Consider the following 17861-nt stretch of genomic DNA (forward strand, 5'->3'; position numbering starts at 1 on the left):
GATCCCTTTTTCTCCTCTCCAAGGCTAAGCAAGGTTCTGTGCTAATGAGAGTCAGAATCAGTTGATAGAGAGATTTTTTGCTTGCTCATGTCAATCTGTGGAGGTGGCAGTGTAAAGGAGCAACAGCGGCTGAGGGTTATGGCTTTGGAAGGGGGCAATCTGGCTTCGGGAACCGGAAGACAAGACCGAATACAAAGATTGCTGCTCTAGTTTCCTTTGCAAACTTGTCAGAAGCTAAGGAAAAAGACCAACCTTTTGGGACAAACTGTCTGTCCTATGTCTTGTTTTGTCGTTCAAAAATTTATGTTGGGCTCAAGAGAAACTCTAGAAAAAAGTTGAATCAGGTGGAAGAATCAGTTAGAATCTAGCTGGCGTTAACGCTAACCGCGACGAAGAGACTGGAGGGAGGAAAGCCTAACAGCCTCTCTCCTTTTTTCTGTAGGGGTTACCCTCACTCCCAAACCCCATCTCATGAGAAGGGGGGAAGACCAAATACCCTATGACTTGAAATAGCAGCATTTTCATTAACTTTTGTTTTACTCTCTATGCCAAACTTGATACTAAGCTAAAGAGTTGCTCCTCGATCTTGTAACCATTGGACAGCCAGCCTGTGTTGGCGTTTTTGTGCATAGGCTAAGGGGGTATGCCCATCTTCATTGCGAGGGTTTAGTTCGGCTCCATTTTCCAGCAAAAGCTCCAGGATTTCGATGTGTCCTTCCCAAGCAGCCCAGTGCAGCCCAGTGCATCGGTGTCGCCCCGAATCGGTTGCGTGCATTCACATTGGCCCCGTACAAGAGCAAAAAGCGAGCAATCCCCAAGTTCCCTTGGGTGGCAGCTTCATGCAGAGGGGTTCGGCCTGTTTCGTCAGTGGCATCCACCGGCGCTCCCTTGGATAAGAGGCGGGCCAGAATGCTTTTTCGACCGGTGGCTGTGGCCCAGTGGAGAACACGACCAGTGTTGGCTCCCTTCTGGATGAGCAGACCGATTACTTCTACCTGATCGGTTAAAGCAGCCTGATGGAGAGGGGTATAGCCATGGTTATCTGGGAGATTGATATCACTGCCTGCCCTCAAGAGACGCTCCACCAGCTTGACCTGACCCCTGGCGGCAGCCAAATGGAGAGGGGTAGCACCTGTGGGATCCAAGGTATTGGGAGAAGCGCCATGGGCCAAGAGCAAATCCAACAGTTCCAAATCGCCAAGGAGTGTCGCTTTATGAAGCAAAGTCATTCCCTGAGCATCGACAGCATTCACATCTTCCCCCCGCTGCAAATGGGCCAATAATTGTTTTAGATCTCGATTGGCAAGAGCTTGATGAAGCGCTTCACTCATAACAGATAGAAATAAAAAAGCCAAGTTGCAATGAAGTTGGGCAACAGGAAGGGATCCTCGATAGGCCGGAATGGAGGCTCCAAACAACTTGGGCAAAGTCTAACACTGGATCCCTGCTGCTGAGGGAAGCGGGAGAACCAAGCGCTTGGTGGGATCCCTTGGTCAAGCCGGGGCCGCAGCGATAGACTAGAGCTGGTTTTTGGCCAGGTCTTTTCCCGATCCCTTAGTTGCGCCACCGTTTATGGATTACTACGCGATCCTGAACCTATCTCCTGCAGCGGACATTGAAGAGATTAAACAGGCGTTTCGACGGTTGGCGCGGCAGTTTCACCCTGATGTGGCAGGGGAGGGATCCCGAGAGCGTTTCCAACAAATCCACCAAGCCTACCAAGTGCTGAGCGACCCTGAGCAGCGGCGGCGCTACGATGCACAACGTCAATCTGCACAACGTCAATCTGCACAACGTCAATCTCCACCCAGCTCTCCTGCTGCCGGCGAAAGGCGGGTGGTCATTCGCAGCATAGGCCCCTCATCGGCAGAGCAGCCCAATCCGGAAGGGCTCAAGGAGGGGATTGCCCGCGTCAAGGCAGCCTGGCGGGAGCGGAAGTTGCCCACGGCGGTGGCCCAGGCGGAGGCGCTGCTGAAACGGTTTCCCAACTCCAGCGAGGCCATCCACATCTTGGCGTTGGCCTACCAGCGCTTCGGCAACCATTTGATCCACGAGGGGCGCTATCAGCAGGCGGAAGCCTACTTGAGAAAAGCTTTGGCCACGGAGCCGCACAACCGAGAATTGGCCTTTGAAATCAAGCGAGATTTAGCCCGTCTGGGCATTCGGGAGGGATCCCGCTAACTTGCCTGCGTTGGGATCCCCAACGTCTGAGCTGCCCACTGCCGGAGTTGTTGGCGGTTGACTTTGCCCTGAGGGTTGCGTGGGATCCCCGTACACCACAGCCAGTGCTTCGGATGCTTGAAGGGACTCAGTTGGCGGCTTAGGTGTTGCTTCAGGTGCATTTCCAGCTCTTTGGGGATTGCCGGGATCCCTGTTTTGGGGACGACCACCGCCACCACCCGCTGCCCCCATTCGGCATCCGGTAGGCCCAACACGCACACATCTTCCACCCAGCCGCTGGCTCGGATCTCCCCTTCCACTTCTGCAGCCATCACCTTTTCCCCGCCGGTTAGGATTAGGTCATCGGCTCGACCTAACCAATAGAGGGATCCCTGTCGGTCTAGATAGCCCAAATCGCCGGGGGTAAAGCCTTGCTGTTGCCCTTCGCGTAAGCGGTGCGTAGCACTTAGGTGCGGGTAGTAGCCCAGTGCCAGCGACTCTGCCTGAATGTGAATGTAGCCCACAGCATGGCTGGGCAGGGGATCCCCTTTTTCGCTGCGGATCTGGAGCGTGGCGTGGGGCAGAGGCCGACCCAGACTGTCGCTCCCTTGCCAAAAGGCTTCTGGCAGTAACGTACACACCTGGGAGGCGGTCTCGGTCATACCGTAGGTGAGGGCAAGGGGAAGGTGAAGTTGCCGGGCCTGTTGCCGCAAGCTGGGCCAGGTGGGGCCACCGCCAACCAAAATGGCCCGAAATTGGCGCAGGCTCTCCAAAACTCCCGGATGGGCGCTGAGCAACAGCCGTTGCAACTGAGTGGGCACCAGCGATAGAAAGCTCCCCGGCAAAGGGGGATCCCAAGCCTTGGCCTGCTGTTGCCGTTTCCAATCCCAGACAACCCACTGCCCACCGCTCAGCCAGGAGCGGACTGCCTGCATCAAGCCGCTGACGTGGTACAAGGGCAGAAGGCAATAGCTGTGTACAGGCCCGACGGCAAAGTGCTGTTGGTGGGCTTTGGCCGAGGCGCTGAGGGTCAGCCAAGAGTGCAGGGCCCATTTCACTTGGCCGCCAGAGCCACCGGTGGGGATGCCGATCAACGGCCAATGGGAGCTGGGCACAGCTTCCCGCAACTCTCGCAGGCGCGGATTCAAGGGGGCGGGATCCCCTTCCAGTCGGCCCTGGCGCCAGCACCAGCCGGATCCCATATCCGCCAAAGCCTGTCCCCATTCCCGTTCTCCCCAGTGGGGATTACCCAGGAACAGCGGGATCCCCAAGCGTTGGCAGGTCAAAACTGCCGCCCACACCTGCACTGGATGCGAGTCCGCCACCAGCAGGGGAACGGCCTTGTCTGCCAAAGGGCGCAGTTGCTCTTCCAGTTTGGACAGGCACTCCTTCAAGTCTCCGCCATCCCCGGACAAGACAATTGACCTCATAGGCTATGGGTATGCCATCTCAACGGCTTCGCGGATCCCCTGCATTTTATTAGGGGATCCCCCCTCGATTTCCTTGGCAAGGAACGGTGAGGATAGGTTTGGGCTTGGCTTATCATGATCTAGGTTTGAACTGGGAGGTCTGTGTTGTGATCGAGCCGATTTTGTTGGGGATCGTCTTGGGCATGGTGGTGGTCACCTTGGCGGGCTTATTCGTGGCAGCCTACAGGCAGTATCAACGCAGCAACAAGATCGGCCTGTAGGAGCAGCCTTTGGGGGGGTTGGAGAAAACCCATAGGGGAGAGAGAGATTGAGGTGGCATGGCAATGCACTGGCTGCGCACAGTCGCTGCTTTGCGGGAGCAGGTAGCCAATTGGCGGGGATCCACCATCGGCTTGGTGCCCACGATGGGATCCCTGCATGAGGGCCATCTCAGCCTAATCCGCCGCTGCCGGCAAGAGTGTGACCACACGGTGGTCAGCATTTTCGTCAATCCGCTGCAATTTGGCCCCAACGAAGACTGGGATCGCTATCCCCGCGACGAGGAGGGGGATCGGGCCTTGTGCGAGGCAGCAGATGTAGATGTGGTGTTTGCCCCTGACCCGCAAGAGATGGGAGCCGACCCCGCAACCGGAAGCGACCGCACCTGGGTCATGCCCCCCGAATCCCTTCTGCAGACCCTCTGCGCCCCCCACCGACCTGGCCACTTTCGCGGTGTAGCCACCATTGTGCTGCAACTGCTGAACCTGGTGCAGCCGCAGCGGGCCTACTTCGGCCAAAAAGACGCCCAGCAACTGGCGATCATTCAGCGTTTGGTTCGGGATCTGCAAATACCCACCACGATTGTTCCCTGCCCCACGGTGCGAGAAGCCGATGGCCTCGCCTGTAGCTCCCGCAACCGCTACCTTTCTGCTGCTGAACGACAGGTGGCTGCCGGGCTGTACCGGGCCTTGCGCCGGGGATATGACCATTGGCAGGCCGGGGATCCCTCAGCAGAAGGGATCCTTGCCGCTGCCCGTGCTGAGCTGGAGCATACCCCAGAGCTGCAACTGCAATACCTGGAATTGGTGGATCCCCAAACGCTACAGCCGCTGCCGCGGGTGGAAGACAAGGGCCTGCTGGCCATTGCTGCCTATGTGGGGCAAACTCGCCTGATCGACAACCTGCTCCTTTCCCCGGAGCAAGGGGATCCCTCACCGGAGAGAGTCCAGCATGCGGCACCGCCCTCTTCCGGCACGACCTCTCCCCCGCGTCGCCCGCTGATTGCCATCGACGGCCCGGCTGGAGCCGGAAAATCCACCGTGGCGCGGGCAGTAGCCGCCCAGCTGCAGCTTTTGTACTTGGACACGGGGGCCATGTATCGAGCCATCACCTGGCTGGCACTGCAACGGGGGATCCCTTTGGACGATGCCGAGCAACTCACCCAACTGGCCGCCCAAACCCAGCTCACCCTGCAAAGTGGCACCTCTTCGACAGAGCCGACCCGCATCTGGGCCGATGGCGAAGAAATTACCCAGGCCATCCGCTCTCCGGAAGTGACCCGCTGGGTCTCTCACGTGGCGGCAGTGCCGGGAGTACGCCAGGAGCTGGTGAAGCGGCAACGCAGCATTGGCCGGGATGGCGGTGCTGTCTTGGAGGGGCGGGATATCGGCACCCACGTCTTTCCTGATGCAGAGCTGAAGGTTTTCTTGACCGCTTCTGTTGGGGAGCGGGCGCAGCGTCGGCAACACCAACTCCAAGCCCAAGGGCAAATGGTGCCTCTCGAAGAATTGAAAGCGCAAATCGAGCAGCGGGATCGCCGCGACAGCGAACGGCTCATCTCTCCCTTGCGGCCTGCCCCCGATGCCATCTTGATCGACACAGATCACCTGAGCCAATCCGAGGTGGAAGACAAAATTGTAACGTTGTACCGGCAGCTTTTGGAGCGATCCGGCCCGGCCCGTTTAGATCAGTAGCTTTGACTCAATCAAGACTAAATCAACGGGACAAGTCAGATTTCCGCATGATTTTCAGGGAGCTGGCCGGTTTGAACATTGAACAGCTTGATCCCTCTCTCATTTCTCATTGAAGATTTTCGTTGAAGATGCAGTTGATGAGGGGGCACGGATGCCGAGCTATGGGTTGAGTGATGAACTTTGGCAAAACCACCGAGGTGTTGAGGTGCCGGAGGGGATCCCGTTGATGATGGAAATAGGCCGACCCGCTTTTCTCTCGATGAGCCAATGCTACCTGTATCCCGTTCCGCCGTCGCGAACGGAGCGCTATGGTTAATGTCTTTCTCTTGGCCTTTCTGCTGCTTCTCTCAGGAGCTTGCTCTGGGGCCGAAACCGCCATCACGGCCATGGACAACCTGCGCCTGGAATCTCTGATCGAAGAACAAGGGGATCCACAGGGCTTGTATCGACTGGCCCAACAACAGCGCTCGCGGCTGATCACCACCCTGTTGCTGGTGAACAACTTTGTCAACATCGGCATTGCCGCTTTGGCCACAACCCTCTCCATTGAACTGTTGGGAACCCAGATTGGAGCTTTGGCTGCCACCGTGCCTACCACGATTGTGGTGCTCCTGTTTGGGGAAGTAGCCCCAAAGTCCTTGGCGGTGAGCCATCCACTGGGGGTATTCCGCTGGGTGGTGCGGCCCGTCCACATCCTATCGCTGCTGTTGCGCCCTTTTAGCGACGCTTTTGAGTGGGTTGTCAGCAGGCTCTTCAACCTATTGGAGTTCTCCCCGCTGACGGCTACTGCTTCTCTCAAGGATTTGGAGCTGTTGATCGATGTGTTGGGGCAGCGGGGGCTGCTGGATTGGCAAAAACGGCGGCTGTTCCGTGGGGCCTTGGCTTTGGACTTGCTGCAGGCGCGGGACGTGGCCAAGCCCAGAGTTAAAATGGAGACCATCTCCCACGACAAAACACTGCAGGATGTGGTGAAGCTCTGTTTGGAAACGGGCTACTCGCGCATCCCCGTGCAGGGAGAATCCAAGGACGAGATCGTCGGCATTATCCACCTCAAGCAAGCCTTGCGCTATCTCGATCAAAAAGGCAATGCCGAAGTGACCCAGGCGATGGCACCGCCTTTTTTTGTGCCGGACACCAAGCGGGTCAGCTTGTTGCTCAAGGAAATGCTGCGCTCTCGCCAACACCTGGGGATTGTGGTGGATGAGTTCGGCGGCACCACCGGCCTGATCACGCTGGAAGACATTTTGGAGGAGCTGGTGGGCGATATTTACGACGAGAGCGATCTCTCCCCCCTGCTGCTGCGGCGGCAGCGGCGACCAGGTGGAGCTTCTACCTCCCCTGGCTGAGAACAGGAGCAAGGGGATCATCCCCTCTCTAAGTCCTAGCTGGCTCTGGAGGGATCCGTCTCGGCGGCTGTTGGGTTTTTGTGCGCGCCGGGAGTGAGCTCCCCAAAGCCGGCCTCGACGGGATAGCGGGCCACAAAAAAGATCCAGAAGCTGTGGATCCCTAGCCCCAAAGCCCACCAGCCCAACAGGGGCACCAGCCACGGCCAATCCGCGCGGTACAGTTGCTGAAAAAACACCAGCCCAGACCCGCTACAGAGGAAAACAGACAGGTGGGCGGCATAGGTATAGCGATCATCCAGCTTGCGAAATTCGGGATCCCGACGGGAGGGCTTCCGGGGCCAGCGAGGCGGCATGGCAAAACCATCCAGTTAAAACCTTCTCCAGTGTAGAACAGCCGTCGGCGGGGATCCCTGAGACTTGGGAGCGGCATTTCTGCTGCGGAACCCCAGTTTCAACGCCCGTTTGCCCAGCCAGTACACCAGCAAACCCATCAGCAGCACTGCCAGCCAAGGGGCCAGCACCGCCACCACCGCCAGCAGCAGAGAAGTGACGTTTTCGCCGGTGGCCAACAGCGGGTCGCCCAGCCCCCCTGTGGTGGTGGTAGAGGTCACCAGTGTGGCACAAAAATGCGAAACTGAGGCCCAACCCCCAAAAAATGGCCAGTATGCCCTTCATATCCTCAGCGTTGATGGGAGTGCTCCCGCCAAGCGCAACTGGGGGGATCCGTCTCGGCTGGCTGAACCTCGAACTCCAGCGGTCCCTCTTCAGTGTACAGGTGCAGGTCGAACCAGAAGGTGGATCCCTGTTCTAGCTTGCTCTCCAGGCAGATGCGGGTTCGATGTTTCTCCAGGATGTTGCGCACGATGGCCAACCCCAGGCCGGTGCCCTCTAGGGTGTGGACCCGGTTCTCGACACGGAAAAAGCGGTCAAAAATCCGCTCTTGATCCTCTGGGGCAATGCCAATGCCCGTATCGGCCACTGCCACCCGCACCGCTTGCGGGGATCCATCCGCCTGAACCACCAGGTGGGCATGCACCGTCACCAGGCCCCCTGAGGGAGTGAACTTGAGGGCATTGCCCAGGAGATTGGTCATCACCTGCAGCAGCAGATCGTAGTTGCCCCACACCAAAGGCAGATCGGGATCAACGAATTTGCGCAGCTGGATCCCTTTGTCGCGGGCCTGCAGTTGGTGGGTGCGCAAAGTCTGCTCGATCACTGCCGCGATGTCGACACCTTCAAAGTGGTACTGCTTGCCCGATTCCAGACGAGACAAATCCAAAACATCGTTGACCAGGCGGGTGAGGCGATCGGTTTCGCGGTTGGCAATTTCCAGATAATCCTGCCGCTCGGCGGGGGACATCTGCTCGCCGTACTCGTAGAGGGTCTCGATAAAAGACTTGATGCTGAAGAGGGGGGTGCGCAGCTCGTGGCTGATGTTGCTGATGAATTGGGCCTTGGCTTCGTTGAGCTCTGCCTCGCGGGTGATGTCCTGCACCGTCATCACGATCCCCTTGAGATTTTGCCGACGCGGATCCGACACCGGTGAAAGCAGAATGCGAATGACGCGCTTGGTAGGGCCGGTGAGGTTGACGCGAACTTCCTCTGCCTCTTGATCCCCGCGGGCAATGTGCATCAGAGGGCGGGCCAGTTGCTGCCGCAGATCCTCCGGCAACAGCTCCGGCAAGGGTTTGCCCAAAACGGGATCCCCTTCCCAGCCAAACATGCGGGAGGCGGCAGGGTTGAGCAGCAGCACCCGCAACTCGGCATCCAGCAAAATGGCGGCATCGACGATGGAGAAGACCAAGGTCTCCAACTTGGCTTTGGCGGCAGCCAGTTCTTCGATGTTCTGTTCTTCGTAGCTTTGCAGCCGCTCCGCCATCTCGTTAAAGCTGTCGATGAGCTGGGCCAGCTCGCCCCCGAAGGGCAGGTCGATGCGCTGCTTGAAGTTACCTTTGGTGATCTCCTGGACGCCCTTGACCAGTTCTTTGATGGGGTAGGTGATGGTGAGGGCATTGACCACCGATCCCAGGATGGCCAAGACCCACACCGCCAAAAACACCCCGATCGAGACCTCCCGCGCCAATTGTGTGGAGCGCACCAGGGCAGGATTGGGATTGATCCCCAGGCCGAGGGTGCCCAAAAAGCGGCCCTGATGGTAGATGCCGACAAAAATATCCGTCACCCGCCCGGCAGGAGTGAGGTGGGTGCGCACCAGCGGTTGGCCCTCAGCAGGGGGGCGATTGTCCGGCAGTTGCATGCGACGGGTGAGGCTGAGGGAGGTTTTCACCTCTTGGTTGGAAAACGGGATCCCGTAGTAGATGTTTCCTTCGGGATCGGCATAGAGCAAATAGCGGATGCTGCTGGTGCTCTCAAAGTACTGGCGGGACAGTTGGGCGACTTCGCCAATGCGATCTTCCGCAATCAGGGGGGCAACATTGGCGGCCAAGAGCAGCCCCAGATCTCGGCCAAAGCGGGCTTCGTTGAAGCGAGCATCCTGCTGCACGGTGCTGACGGCCCAGAAGGTGAAACTGCTCACCACCAATGAGACCACCAGCGTTGCCACAAAGAGCAGCTGGGTCTCCAGGCGCAGCTTTTGTTTCCAGCGCGCCCACCAGCGCTGCAGGGATCCCATAGAGATCCCGGTCGTTGTTGGCACTGACATGTCCACAGCGCCAGGCAATGGCTCGGCAGGAGAAGAAGCCAGCTCAGGAGATTGGACTTCGGCAATGGGCTCGGCTGGCTCGACAGTGCTGACAGGAGGCATGAACCCAACGTGAACAGATAGCGTGAACGGATATAGGGCGGTGATTCGCCACCATTCTGACATGGGCAGGCGATCCCTTTGTCTCAGCCAAGGCCGGGTGAGAACCCGTATGGGATCCCGGCTTCGCAACGCAACCTGCTCCAGCCGACCTGCAGGGGAATGGTTGCCAATACCGATAAAGGTATCCCCAAGCAAAGCTTGTCAGCGCCCCTAAAGTTGATAGACTAGAAAATCGTGCTTCACCAGGTCAGAGTGACCGGAAAAATCGTGACCAACAGCCCCGTCAGCCAATTTATCCAACATCACTTTCGCCACTTCAACGCCGCCGCGCTGGTGGATGCGGCCAAGGGCTACTGTGCTCACCTGGAAAAGGGCGGCAAAATGATGGTGACCCTGGCCGGCGCCATGAGCACAGCGGAGCTGGGCCTTTCCCTAGCGGAAATGATCCGGCAGAACAAGGTGCACGCCATCTCCTGCACCGGCGCCAACCTAGAAGAGGACATCTTTAACCTCATCGCCCATGAGTTCTACGAGCGGGTGCCCCACTACCGCGATCTTAGCCCGCAGCAGGAGCAGGAGCTGCTTGAGCGGCACCTGAACCGGGTAACCGATACCTGCATTCCCGAAGAGGAGGCGATGCGGCGCCTAGAAAAAGCCCTCTTGGAAGAGTGGATGGCTGCCGACCAGGCCGGGGAACACTACTTCCCGCACGAGTTTATCTACCGCATCCTGCGCAGCGGCCGGCTGGAGCCCTACTACCAGATCAATCCGCGGGACTCTTGGGTTTACGCGGCTATGGAGGCCAACTTGCCCATCTATGTGCCGGGATGGGAAGACTCCACCACCGGCAACATGTATGCCGCCCACTGCATCACGGGTGAGATCCGCAATGTACACACCGTCCGCACAGGGATCGAGTACATGATCCACCTGGCGGATTGGTACCTGCGCACCTCGGCGGAATCCTCCATCGGCTTCTTTCAAATTGGCGGCGGCATAGCCGGGGATTTCCCCATCTGTGTGGTACCCATGCTCCATCAAGACCTGGGCCGCCAGGGCGTGCCCATGTGGGGCTATTTCTGCCAGATCAGCGACTCCACCACCAGCTACGGCTCCTATTCGGGAGCAGTGCCCAATGAGAAGATCACCTGGGGCAAACTGGCCGTCGATACCCCCAAGTTTGTCATCGAGTCGGATGCCACCATCGTGGCGCCTTTGATTTTTGCCTGGGTGCTGGGGTGGTGAGAGCAGTGGGATCAATCTATGTGCCCGTCCGCTGAGGCAGAGCGGGGCCAGCGGGACAAAAGGAGCGCGGCTTCCCAGCGCCGCATGTCCTGGGCAATGCGCAGGGGGGTAAGGCCGTAGCCGTCCGGCTCGTCGATCTCGGAGCCATACTCCAGCAGCAGCCGCACCACCTCGGGGTTGCCCGACCAAGCGGCAAAATGTAGCGGCAGGCCGCCGGCCCCGAAGCGGGCGTTCGCCTCGGCCCCTGCCTGGAGCAAGGCTTTTGTAACCTCAGGGTTGCCCAAGCGAGCGGCTTGGTGCAAAGGGCTGGCTCCCCCATAGTCCGGTCGATTGGGATCTGCTCCAGAGTTGAGCAGAAGGCGGGCCTTGAGGCCGCTCTCCACAAAAAACAGAGCTGTTTTGCCCCGCTCATCGACGGCGTTGGCGTCTTTCCCCAGCCAAAGGGCCAGTTGCAGCCGCAGCGGGTTGGCTTGGGCCAAGGCTTGCGGATCTTCTGCCAGGGTGTGGCCGTAGAGGCCCAACCCGCCCATCACCATCAGGGATCCCACGGTTCCCCAGAGTCTGCGCCCCATGGTCGCTATTCCTCAAACGAAAGAATGACTACCCCCTGCGAGGGCAGAGCCTGGGCCGAGAGAATGAGAGGATTGCTGGCAGCAGGTTGAACGGCTGCGGCGGGGAACAGGCTCAAAAACGCCTGTAAAGGCACCAGATCGCATTGGGAGTCGGCAGCGGCGACGGTGCGATACATCGTTGGAATGACCAACTTCGGCTGCAGCGCTTCGATGGCCGCCTTGGCCCCGGCAGGATCGTAATTTTTCGGCCCACCCCCCACCGGCACCAACAACAGGTCGGGGCGAGAGAGCAGGATGGACTGTTCTCGCGTGATGGGCAAGGCAGCTCCCCCCAAATGCACGATGTCGATCCCGGCCATGCGCCAGCGCCAACCCACATTCACGCCAAAGCGAGGGCCACGGGGCATGCGTACCCCCTGCACACGGATCCCGTCGATCAGATAGTCCCCCGGCTGAAACAGCACCCTTGGGTTGCCGGGCACCACATCCAAAGCGCCCTCATCCAACAAGCGGCTGCTGAGCAACACCAGATCGGCAGCAACTCGTGGGGCAGGATAGCCAGCCGTACAGCCCGCCGGCCGAAACGGGTTGACCAGAAACCGTCGGCCCTCCCCCTCGAACAAAACACAACTGTGGTGCAGCCAAGTCAGTTGCAGCCCCTCCAAGCTCGAGCCGGGGGTGAACTCTATAGACCCTGGGGTTGTTGGCGTTTCCGAACTGTGTACGGGAGCAGTCTGAGCGCCCGCTTTGCGCCCTCTGGCCAGGTTCACGGCCATCGATCCCAGCAGCCCAGCGCTGGCTTGCAAAAGCTGGCGACGCTTCATGAACAAGGGATCCCCGATGTAACAACGGCAACAGATTCCTGGGATACTTGCGAAGCATTGGGCTGAGCAGCAGTTAAGCCCTGGGCGCTGCGCAGGAAGTTGCTCAACAAGCGCTTGCCCTCTGCAGTCAAGATGCTCTCCGGGTGGAACTGCACGCCCTGAACGTGGGGATAGCGGCGGTGGCGTACCCCCATGATGATCCCATCGCCTGTTTGAGCCGTCACCTCCAGCTCGTCAGGACACGTAGAAGGCTCGATCACCAAGCTGTGGTAGCGGGTGGCCGTGAAAGGCTGGCTCAACCCCTCAAACACCCCCACCCCTCGATGGTAAATGAGCGAGGTTTTGCCATGCATCAGCTCAGGTGCGCGCACGATCTGACCACCGTAGACCTGCCCAATGCACTGGTGCCCCAGACAAACGCCCAGGATCGGCAGCTCTGGCCCCAGCTCCCGAATCAACTCCAGGGAGATCCCGGCATCTTCCGGCCGCCCTGGCCCAGGAGAGATAACTACAGCTTGCGGCTGCATGCGGCGCAGGTCGTCAACGGAGAGCTGGTCATTGCGAAAAACCTGTAGCTGGGCTCCCAACTCCCCCAGATACTGCACCAGGTTGTAGGTGAAGCTGTCGTAGTTGTCGATGACGACCAGCACTTCAACATCCGGCAACGGCACCCCATTTTATCACTTCCACTGGACTGAAGGAGATTGGGTCACGGGGACAGGCTAGAGTGAAGGAGCCAGACTCCTGTGCTTTTGAGATGGATTTATGTCGGCCCTACCCATTCCGCTGCTGGGGCAATCCTTGTCTGCTCTGAAAGACTGGGCGGTTGCCCAAGGACAGCCGGCCTATCGCGGGCAACAACTGCATGCTTGGATCTACCAAAAAGGGATCCGCTCCCTGGAACAGGTGACGGTGTTTCCTAGGGCTTGGCGAGAGGCGGTGCAAAGCTACCCAGTGGGACGCTCGCGCATTGTGCAGCGGACAGAGGCCCGCGATGGTACTGTGAAGTTTCTGCTGGGGTTGGCGGATGGGCAGTTGATCGAAACGGTAGGGATCCCAACGGCCAAGCGTCTGACGGTCTGCGTCTCTTCTCAGGTGGGCTGCCCTATGGCCTGCGATTTCTGTGCCACCGGCAAGATGGGCTACCGACGCAACCTAGAGCTGCACGAGATTTTGGATCAGGTGTTGACGGTGCAGGAAGATTTTGGCCGTCGCGTCAGCCACGTGGTCTTTATGGGCATGGGGGAACCTCTGCTCAACCGCGATACGGTGGTGCAAGCCATCCGCAGCCTGAATCAAGATATCGGCATCGGCCAACGGCACATCACCCTCTCGACGGTGGGCGTACCCCGGCAAATTGCCTGGCTGGCGCAGCAGGATCTGCAAATCACCCTGGCCGTCAGCTTGCATGCTCCCAATCAAGATCTGCGGCAGCAGTTGATCCCTTCGGCAGCCCACTACCCTCTGGATGCTCTGATCCAGGATTGCCGTGACTACATGCTGCGCACCGGGCGGCGAGTCAGTTTTGAATATACCCTGCTATCGGGGGTCAACGATCTGCCCATTCATGCCCGCCAACTGGCGCAATTGCTGCAGCAGGCCAGCCGGTCAGGGGTGCAACTGCACGTGAACCTGATCCCTTACAACCCTATCTCTGGAGCCGACTATCAACGCCCCCACCCGGCACGAGTCAAAGCGTTCGTCCGCCAGCTTGAGCAACACCAGGTGCGGGCCACCGTGCGCCAAACCCGTGGTTTGGATGGCAATGCCGCATGTGGTCAACTGCAGGGATCCTTCCTGCGCTCTTTGCCAGGGCGCAACGCTTTTGCGAGTACATCAGCTCAGTCCGCAGGCGCGTCGTAACCAGGCGGCATCCTGTTCTGGCAAGGTGGCGTGGTGCATGGCGTAAACCTGCCGGTGATACTCGTCCAGCCAGGCTCGCTGCACCTCGTTTAACAGTTCCCAATCGATTAAGCGCCCATCAAAAGGGATCCAAGTTAGGGAGCGAAAGCCCATCCAGCCCTCCGGCTCGGGAATGGCAATCACCTCGTAGAGGTTCTCCAGGCGGATCCCACCCCATCCCGGCTGGTAGTAGCCCGGCTCGATGCTGTTGATCATGCCCACTTTGAGAGGGGTGCTGGCGCGGCGGTGGATCCCGTTGGGCCCCTCGTGGACATTCAAAAAGGCGCCGACACCGTGGCCGGTGCCATGGCCATAGTCCAGCCCGGCCTGCCAAAGGGTAGAGCGGGCGATCCCATCCAACGAGACTCCATAGGTGTCGGGGGGGAAGATCTGGCGGGCGCATTGAATGTGGGCCTTGAGCACCTCGGTATAGCGCCGCTTGCACAAGGGATCCGCAGGTTGCGGGCCAATCCAAACGGTGCGGGTATCGTCGGTGGTGCCCCCCAAGTAGTGGGATCCGGAGTCCAACAAAAACAGTTCGCCCGGCTGCAGCAGCTTTTGGGGATCCGGAGTGCTGTAGTGGATGATGGAGCTGTTGGCGCCGGCGCCGGCAATGGTGTTAAAGCTCAGGCCCACCCACTCCCCTTCCTCCCGGTAATGGGCCTCCATGATGGCGGCCACATCGGCTTCGCTGATGGGGATCCCCTGTTGGATTTGCCGGTCGATCCAGGCCAGGGTACGGATCTTGGCCCGGCTGGCTTTGCGGTTGGCCAGGCGCATCTGTTCCAGCTCGGTGGGGTTTTTCACGGCCTTGAGGGCTTCTACTGGGTGCTCCAGCTCGCGGCAGCTCGCATCCTGCAGCAGCTCTTGAGTGCCCTGGGTGGTCTGCTTGGGATCCAAGCCCACCGGCGCATAGCTCTTGGCCCATTGGGGCAGTTGTTGGCTGTAGGTCTCGTAGGGCCAGAGTTCCACCCCGGCTTCTGCCAGAAATTGCCGAGATGGGGGACTGAGCCGCTCCAGATCTGTGAATAGAGCCGCTCTATCTAGGCTGACCAAAGCATAGGCCCAAAACACTGGGTTGTAGGGGATGTCGGATCCCCGCAGGTTAAACAGCCAGGCCACCTGATCCAATTTGGTCAGGGGCAACAGTCCCACCCGCTTGCGGCGCATCTCCTGCCGGACTTGGGCCAGCTTTTCTGCAGGGGTGGCCCCGCTTAGGTGGGTGGGTACCGAGTCAATGGGCCGGTCAAAGGGAGCGACAGGAGCGGATCCCTGAGCCAGCTTATCCACCAAGTTTTCCATGACCGGGATCAAGAGCACCCCTCCCGCTTGGGCATGGGCCTGCAACTGGCGATAGGTGGCCACTGCCACCGTAAAGGGATCCACCCCCAGGCGAAAGCCGGATCCCAGCTCTTCCACAATCTCCATCAGGCTGGGCTGATTCGGCAGACCTCCTTTGATCACTGTCAATAGATTGGGATCCACCTCCCGCTCCGCCTGTTCGTGATAGCGGGGATCTACCCACAGCCAAGCCCTGTCCCGGGTGATCAAGGCATCCCCCACCGAGCCGGTAAAGCCTGTGATCCACTGACGCCGCTTGCGATGTTCCGGCAAATACTCATTGAGATGCTCATCAGCAGAGGGAACCCAAAAGCCATCCAGATCTTGCTCTTGCAGAAGCTGGCGCAACTGCTGCAAACGGGCGGCAATATCCAGGCGGGGCAGGGTTTGGAGCATGGCAGAGGGGTAAAGCTAAACGGCCAGGCTATCGCCATTCTAAACAAGGTTGGGCCGCCCCCACTTCCCGCCTTCAGTGGTCGGCCATTTCAGATAGCAGCCAGATAGCAGCCAATACCTCCCTCTTCCTATGGGTGAGGGAAGAAATCCGCCAGCTCTAGCGCTCCTCAGGAAAACCCGCTTCCCGCCAAGCCCGCATGCCCCCATCCATCGAGATCACCCGACGATAGCCCATTTTCTGTAGATTATCGGCTGCCAACGCCGAACGAAACCCGCCGCCGCAGTACAGGACGATCTCCGCTTCTTTGTCGGGGATCACCCTCTCGATGTCCCGCTCAATGATCCCTTTGCTCAAGTGGATGGCTCCGGCAGCGTGGCCGGCTTGCCACTCCGACTCTTCCCGCACATCCACAAAATAGAAGGGATCCCCTTGCAGTTGTTTTTGCCTGACCTGCTCGACTGTCAGTTCTTGGATGCGGCTTTTGGCCTCGTTGACCAGGGCCAAGAAAGCTGGAGAGTGCTGGGGAGCCATGGAGAACAGGCGCTATGAGCCAAAGCTTATTCCAATCGATCTTATCTGGTCTGGACTTTGGGATCCCAACTGCCCTAAGGCTAGACTGGGATCCAGATTTGCCGGCTGGAGGCCCATGGCTTGAAATCCCGATCTAACTTTCCGCAACTGCTTTGGCCCCTTGCTCTGGCCGTGAGCTGGAGCATCCCCCTTGGATTGACAGCCGGTCGCTTCAGCGGGACGGAGTCCTGGGCTTGGGCCCAAGCTGCCCCGATGCCCCTAGAAAGTGGGATCCAGCGGCAAGTTTCCAGCCCACCGCCAGCCGCCCTGGTGGAGTGGCTAAGCCAGCAGGTGGCCGCCGCCAACCGGCGGGATTTGCCAGGGGTGATGGCCGGCTACAGCCCCGACTTCCGCCACCGAGATGGGCTGGACCGGGAAGAGGTGGAAGGTGCCATCCGCAAGCTGTGGAGCTCTCATCCCAAGCTCACCTATTCGGCCCAGATCCTCTCCTGGCGGCAGGTGGGCCCTGAGATTGTTGCGGATATTCTCAGCCAAGTAGAGGGATCCCAATCCTCGGTGCGGGGGGACTTTCAGGTAGAAGCCTCTGCCCTGGTGCGCAATCGCTATCGCCCGGATCCAGCCAATCCCGGACAACTGCTGTTGATTGACCAAGAAGTGCTGCGGGAGGCCAGCACCCTCACCTCTGGATCTGCCCCTCCCACCGTCACCTTGAACCTGCCGGAGGTGGTCAAACCGGGATCCACCTATTCGCTGCAGGCGATTGTGGCAGAGCCTCTCACCCACTCTTTGCTGTTGGGCGCCGTTGCTGAACAACCCGTTGCCGGGGCGGGCTACCCAGAGGTGACCTCGTTTGCTCTCGAACCTCTACAGGCCGGAGGGATCTTCCTACAGGCAGATGCTCCGCAAGAACCCCGTTCTGAGTGGATTTCTGTGATGTTGGTTAACCAAACCGGCATCACGCTGGAGAGTCGGCGTCTTATCGTCAGCGATCGCTTGGCTCTGGAGGGATCCCTGGCCATCCCCACCGTCCCTTAGGAAATCTTCAGGATGATGAGGAATGGCTCTGGGGTAATCTGGACAGGCAGTTGAGCTTGTTAAGATGGGAAACTATGCGCCCCTCAGCTTGTTTGCTTTCTGGTGCTGGCCCTATTTTTGAGCGGTTGCGATAGCGGCGACTCCCTTGGTGCTCCGGTGGTGGATCGCCCCACTCCTGCCAGCAATTGACCGAACAATCCCGAGGGGTCTCGAAAGGTTGGGTCGAGGTGTCTTGAAAGGACCCAACCTCAAGAAACACTGGCATCTTCAGCTAGAAATCGCAGGAGCCCCGCACTGTACCCGTAGGGTCAGTGCCGGGAGGAATGCGCTTTGATGAAGTACAATGAACTTATGAGCCAAGT

18 protein-coding genes and 1 pseudogene are annotated in these 17861 nt (G+C 59.2%); 8 read left to right on the top strand and 11 right to left on the bottom strand.

The window, feature by feature from the left end; all coding sequences use genetic code 11:
- Window positions 1-565: 565 nt before the first annotated feature.
- On the bottom strand, window positions 566-736 hold the full coding sequence (locus tag ACVWVQ_RS07345) for an ankyrin repeat domain-containing protein (protein ID WP_457507698.1): 171 nt from the start codon (window positions 734-736) through the stop codon (window positions 566-568).
- Entirely contained in the window at window positions 654-1331 is a 678-nt protein-coding gene (locus ACVWVQ_RS07350) for an ankyrin repeat domain-containing protein (RefSeq protein ID WP_457507670.1), read from the bottom strand. The genes ACVWVQ_RS07345 and ACVWVQ_RS07350 overlap by 83 nt, the downstream gene beginning before the upstream one ends.
- A 199-nt stretch (window positions 1332-1530) precedes the next feature.
- On the opposite strand from ACVWVQ_RS07350, the gene ACVWVQ_RS07355 reads away from it, so the two are divergent.
- Window positions 1531-2181 (top strand): DnaJ domain-containing protein, encoded by a 651-nt coding sequence (locus ACVWVQ_RS07355; RefSeq protein WP_457507672.1) that lies wholly within the window; start codon window positions 1531-1533, stop codon window positions 2179-2181.
- Here the strand turns inward: ACVWVQ_RS07355 and ACVWVQ_RS07360 are convergent.
- Complete coding sequence (locus ACVWVQ_RS07360) at window positions 2178-3590, bottom strand: 2-succinylbenzoate--CoA ligase (protein WP_457507674.1); 1413 nt, start codon at window positions 3588-3590, stop codon at window positions 2178-2180. The two genes, ACVWVQ_RS07355 and ACVWVQ_RS07360, sit on opposite strands and share 4 nt — an antisense overlap.
- Window positions 3591-3736: 146 nt before the next feature.
- On the opposite strand from ACVWVQ_RS07360, the gene petG reads away from it, so the two are divergent.
- From petG to ACVWVQ_RS07380, 4 genes are all read left to right on the top strand, one after another.
- Window positions 3737-3850: a cytochrome b6-f complex subunit V gene (gene petG, locus ACVWVQ_RS07365; RefSeq protein ID WP_011433989.1), complete on the top strand. Its 114-nt coding sequence runs from the start codon at window positions 3737-3739 to the stop codon at window positions 3848-3850.
- Between the two features lie 63 nt (window positions 3851-3913).
- Window positions 3914-5542, top strand: a complete 1629-nt coding sequence (locus ACVWVQ_RS07370) for a bifunctional pantoate--beta-alanine ligase/(d)CMP kinase (RefSeq protein WP_457507700.1) — start codon at window positions 3914-3916, stop codon at window positions 5540-5542.
- 151 nt (window positions 5543-5693) lie between these two features.
- A complete protein-coding gene (locus ACVWVQ_RS07375) occupies window positions 5694-5858 on the top strand; it encodes a hypothetical protein (RefSeq protein WP_187147237.1) in 165 nt (54 codons plus the stop codon).
- The gene (locus ACVWVQ_RS07380; protein ID WP_457507676.1) at window positions 5851-6888 is read left to right on the top strand and encodes a hemolysin family protein; all 1038 of its coding nucleotides are present in this window, start codon (window positions 5851-5853) and stop codon (window positions 6886-6888) included. The genes ACVWVQ_RS07375 and ACVWVQ_RS07380 overlap by 8 nt, the downstream gene beginning before the upstream one ends.
- A 35-nt stretch (window positions 6889-6923) precedes the next feature.
- Here the strand turns inward: ACVWVQ_RS07380 and ACVWVQ_RS07385 are convergent, their stop codons facing one another.
- The 3 genes and pseudogenes from ACVWVQ_RS07385 to ACVWVQ_RS07395 all read right to left on the bottom strand — a co-directional run bounded on the left by ACVWVQ_RS07385 (window position 6924) and on the right by ACVWVQ_RS07395 (window position 9550).
- Complete coding sequence (locus tag ACVWVQ_RS07385; RefSeq protein WP_457507678.1) at window positions 6924-7241, bottom strand: hypothetical protein; 318 nt, start codon at window positions 7239-7241, stop codon at window positions 6924-6926.
- 15 nt (window positions 7242-7256) lie between these two features.
- Window positions 7257-7526: pseudogene (locus ACVWVQ_RS07390) on the bottom strand (DUF4126 family protein); the annotation flags it as partial.
- 41 nt (window positions 7527-7567) lie between these two features.
- Window positions 7568-9550, bottom strand: coding sequence for a HAMP domain-containing sensor histidine kinase (locus ACVWVQ_RS07395; RefSeq protein ID WP_457507702.1), 1983 nt, complete (start codon window positions 9548-9550; stop codon window positions 7568-7570).
- Window positions 9551-9919: 369 nt separating this feature from the next.
- Between ACVWVQ_RS07395 and ACVWVQ_RS07400 the strand changes: the two genes are divergently transcribed.
- Window positions 9920-10897: a deoxyhypusine synthase family protein gene (locus ACVWVQ_RS07400; protein WP_457507680.1), complete on the top strand. Its 978-nt coding sequence runs from the start codon at window positions 9920-9922 to the stop codon at window positions 10895-10897.
- Window positions 10898-10908: 11 nt separating this feature from the next.
- Here the strand turns inward: ACVWVQ_RS07400 and ACVWVQ_RS07405 are convergent, their stop codons facing one another.
- From ACVWVQ_RS07405 to ACVWVQ_RS07415, 3 genes are read right to left on the bottom strand one after another with little or no spacing between them, the layout of a single operon-like run.
- On the bottom strand, window positions 10909-11469 hold the full coding sequence (locus ACVWVQ_RS07405) for an ankyrin repeat domain-containing protein (RefSeq protein WP_457507682.1): 561 nt from the start codon (window positions 11467-11469) through the stop codon (window positions 10909-10911).
- 5 nt (window positions 11470-11474) lie between these two features.
- Window positions 11475-12293, bottom strand: coding sequence for an MBL fold metallo-hydrolase (locus ACVWVQ_RS07410; RefSeq protein ID WP_457507684.1), 819 nt, complete (start codon window positions 12291-12293; stop codon window positions 11475-11477).
- Entirely contained in the window at window positions 12290-12943 is a 654-nt protein-coding gene (locus tag ACVWVQ_RS07415) for an anthranilate synthase component II (protein ID WP_457507704.1), read from the bottom strand. Before ACVWVQ_RS07415 ends, ACVWVQ_RS07410 begins: the two co-directional genes overlap by 4 nt.
- Before the next feature lie 115 nt (window positions 12944-13058).
- On the opposite strand from ACVWVQ_RS07415, the gene rlmN reads away from it, so the two are divergent.
- Window positions 13059-14156 (top strand): 23S rRNA (adenine(2503)-C(2))-methyltransferase RlmN, encoded by a 1098-nt coding sequence (gene rlmN, locus ACVWVQ_RS07420; protein ID WP_457507686.1) that lies wholly within the window; start codon window positions 13059-13061, stop codon window positions 14154-14156.
- Here rlmN and ACVWVQ_RS07425 read toward each other — a convergent pair.
- The gene (locus ACVWVQ_RS07425; protein WP_457507688.1) at window positions 14130-15932 is read right to left on the bottom strand and encodes an aminopeptidase P family protein; all 1803 of its coding nucleotides are present in this window, start codon (window positions 15930-15932) and stop codon (window positions 14130-14132) included. The two genes, rlmN and ACVWVQ_RS07425, sit on opposite strands and share 27 nt — an antisense overlap.
- Window positions 15933-16089: 157 nt before the next feature.
- Window positions 16090-16464 carry a rhodanese-like domain-containing protein gene (locus tag ACVWVQ_RS07430; protein ID WP_011432658.1) on the bottom strand — a complete coding sequence of 125 codons (375 nt, stop codon included), beginning with the start codon at window positions 16462-16464 and terminating at the stop codon, window positions 16090-16092.
- Window positions 16465-16584: 120 nt separating this feature from the next.
- Here ACVWVQ_RS07430 and ACVWVQ_RS07435 point away from each other — a divergent pair, with 120 nt between their 5' ends.
- Window positions 16585-17499: a hypothetical protein gene (locus tag ACVWVQ_RS07435; RefSeq protein WP_457507690.1), complete on the top strand. Its 915-nt coding sequence runs from the start codon at window positions 16585-16587 to the stop codon at window positions 17497-17499.
- The last annotated feature ends 362 nt before the right edge of the window (window positions 17500-17861 follow it).

The organism is Thermostichus sp. MS-CIW-36 (genome assembly GCF_054059035.1).

What these genes read in the sequence shown, in the direction of transcription:
- ACVWVQ_RS07380 (WP_457507676.1), top strand. Translation starts at nt 5,851, where the DNA reads ATGGTTAATGTCTTTCTCTTGGCCTTTCTGCTGCTTCTCTCAGGAGCT.
- ACVWVQ_RS07410 (WP_457507684.1), bottom strand. Translation starts at nt 12,293, where the DNA reads ATGAAGCGTCGCCAGCTTTTGCAAGCCAGCGCTGGGCTGCTGGGATCG.
- rlmN (WP_457507686.1), top strand. Translation starts at nt 13,059, where the DNA reads ATGTCGGCCCTACCCATTCCGCTGCTGGGGCAATCCTTGTCTGCTCTG.
- ACVWVQ_RS07425 (WP_457507688.1), bottom strand. Translation starts at nt 15,932, where the DNA reads ATGCTCCAAACCCTGCCCCGCCTGGATATTGCCGCCCGTTTGCAGCAG.
- ACVWVQ_RS07370 (WP_457507700.1), top strand. Translation starts at nt 3,914, where the DNA reads ATGCACTGGCTGCGCACAGTCGCTGCTTTGCGGGAGCAGGTAGCCAAT.
- ACVWVQ_RS07385 (WP_457507678.1), bottom strand. Translation starts at nt 7,241, where the DNA reads ATGCCGCCTCGCTGGCCCCGGAAGCCCTCCCGTCGGGATCCCGAATTT.
- ACVWVQ_RS07430 (WP_011432658.1), bottom strand. Translation starts at nt 16,464, where the DNA reads ATGGCTCCCCAGCACTCTCCAGCTTTCTTGGCCCTGGTCAACGAGGCC.
- ACVWVQ_RS07350 (WP_457507670.1), bottom strand. Translation starts at nt 1,331, where the DNA reads ATGAGTGAAGCGCTTCATCAAGCTCTTGCCAATCGAGATCTAAAACAA.
- ACVWVQ_RS07405 (WP_457507682.1), bottom strand. Translation starts at nt 11,469, where the DNA reads ATGGGGCGCAGACTCTGGGGAACCGTGGGATCCCTGATGGTGATGGGC.
- ACVWVQ_RS07395 (WP_457507702.1), bottom strand. Translation starts at nt 9,550, where the DNA reads ATGTCAGTGCCAACAACGACCGGGATCTCTATGGGATCCCTGCAGCGC.
- ACVWVQ_RS07375 (WP_187147237.1), top strand. Translation starts at nt 5,694, where the DNA reads ATGCCGAGCTATGGGTTGAGTGATGAACTTTGGCAAAACCACCGAGGT.
- ACVWVQ_RS07360 (WP_457507674.1), bottom strand. Translation starts at nt 3,590, where the DNA reads ATGAGGTCAATTGTCTTGTCCGGGGATGGCGGAGACTTGAAGGAGTGC.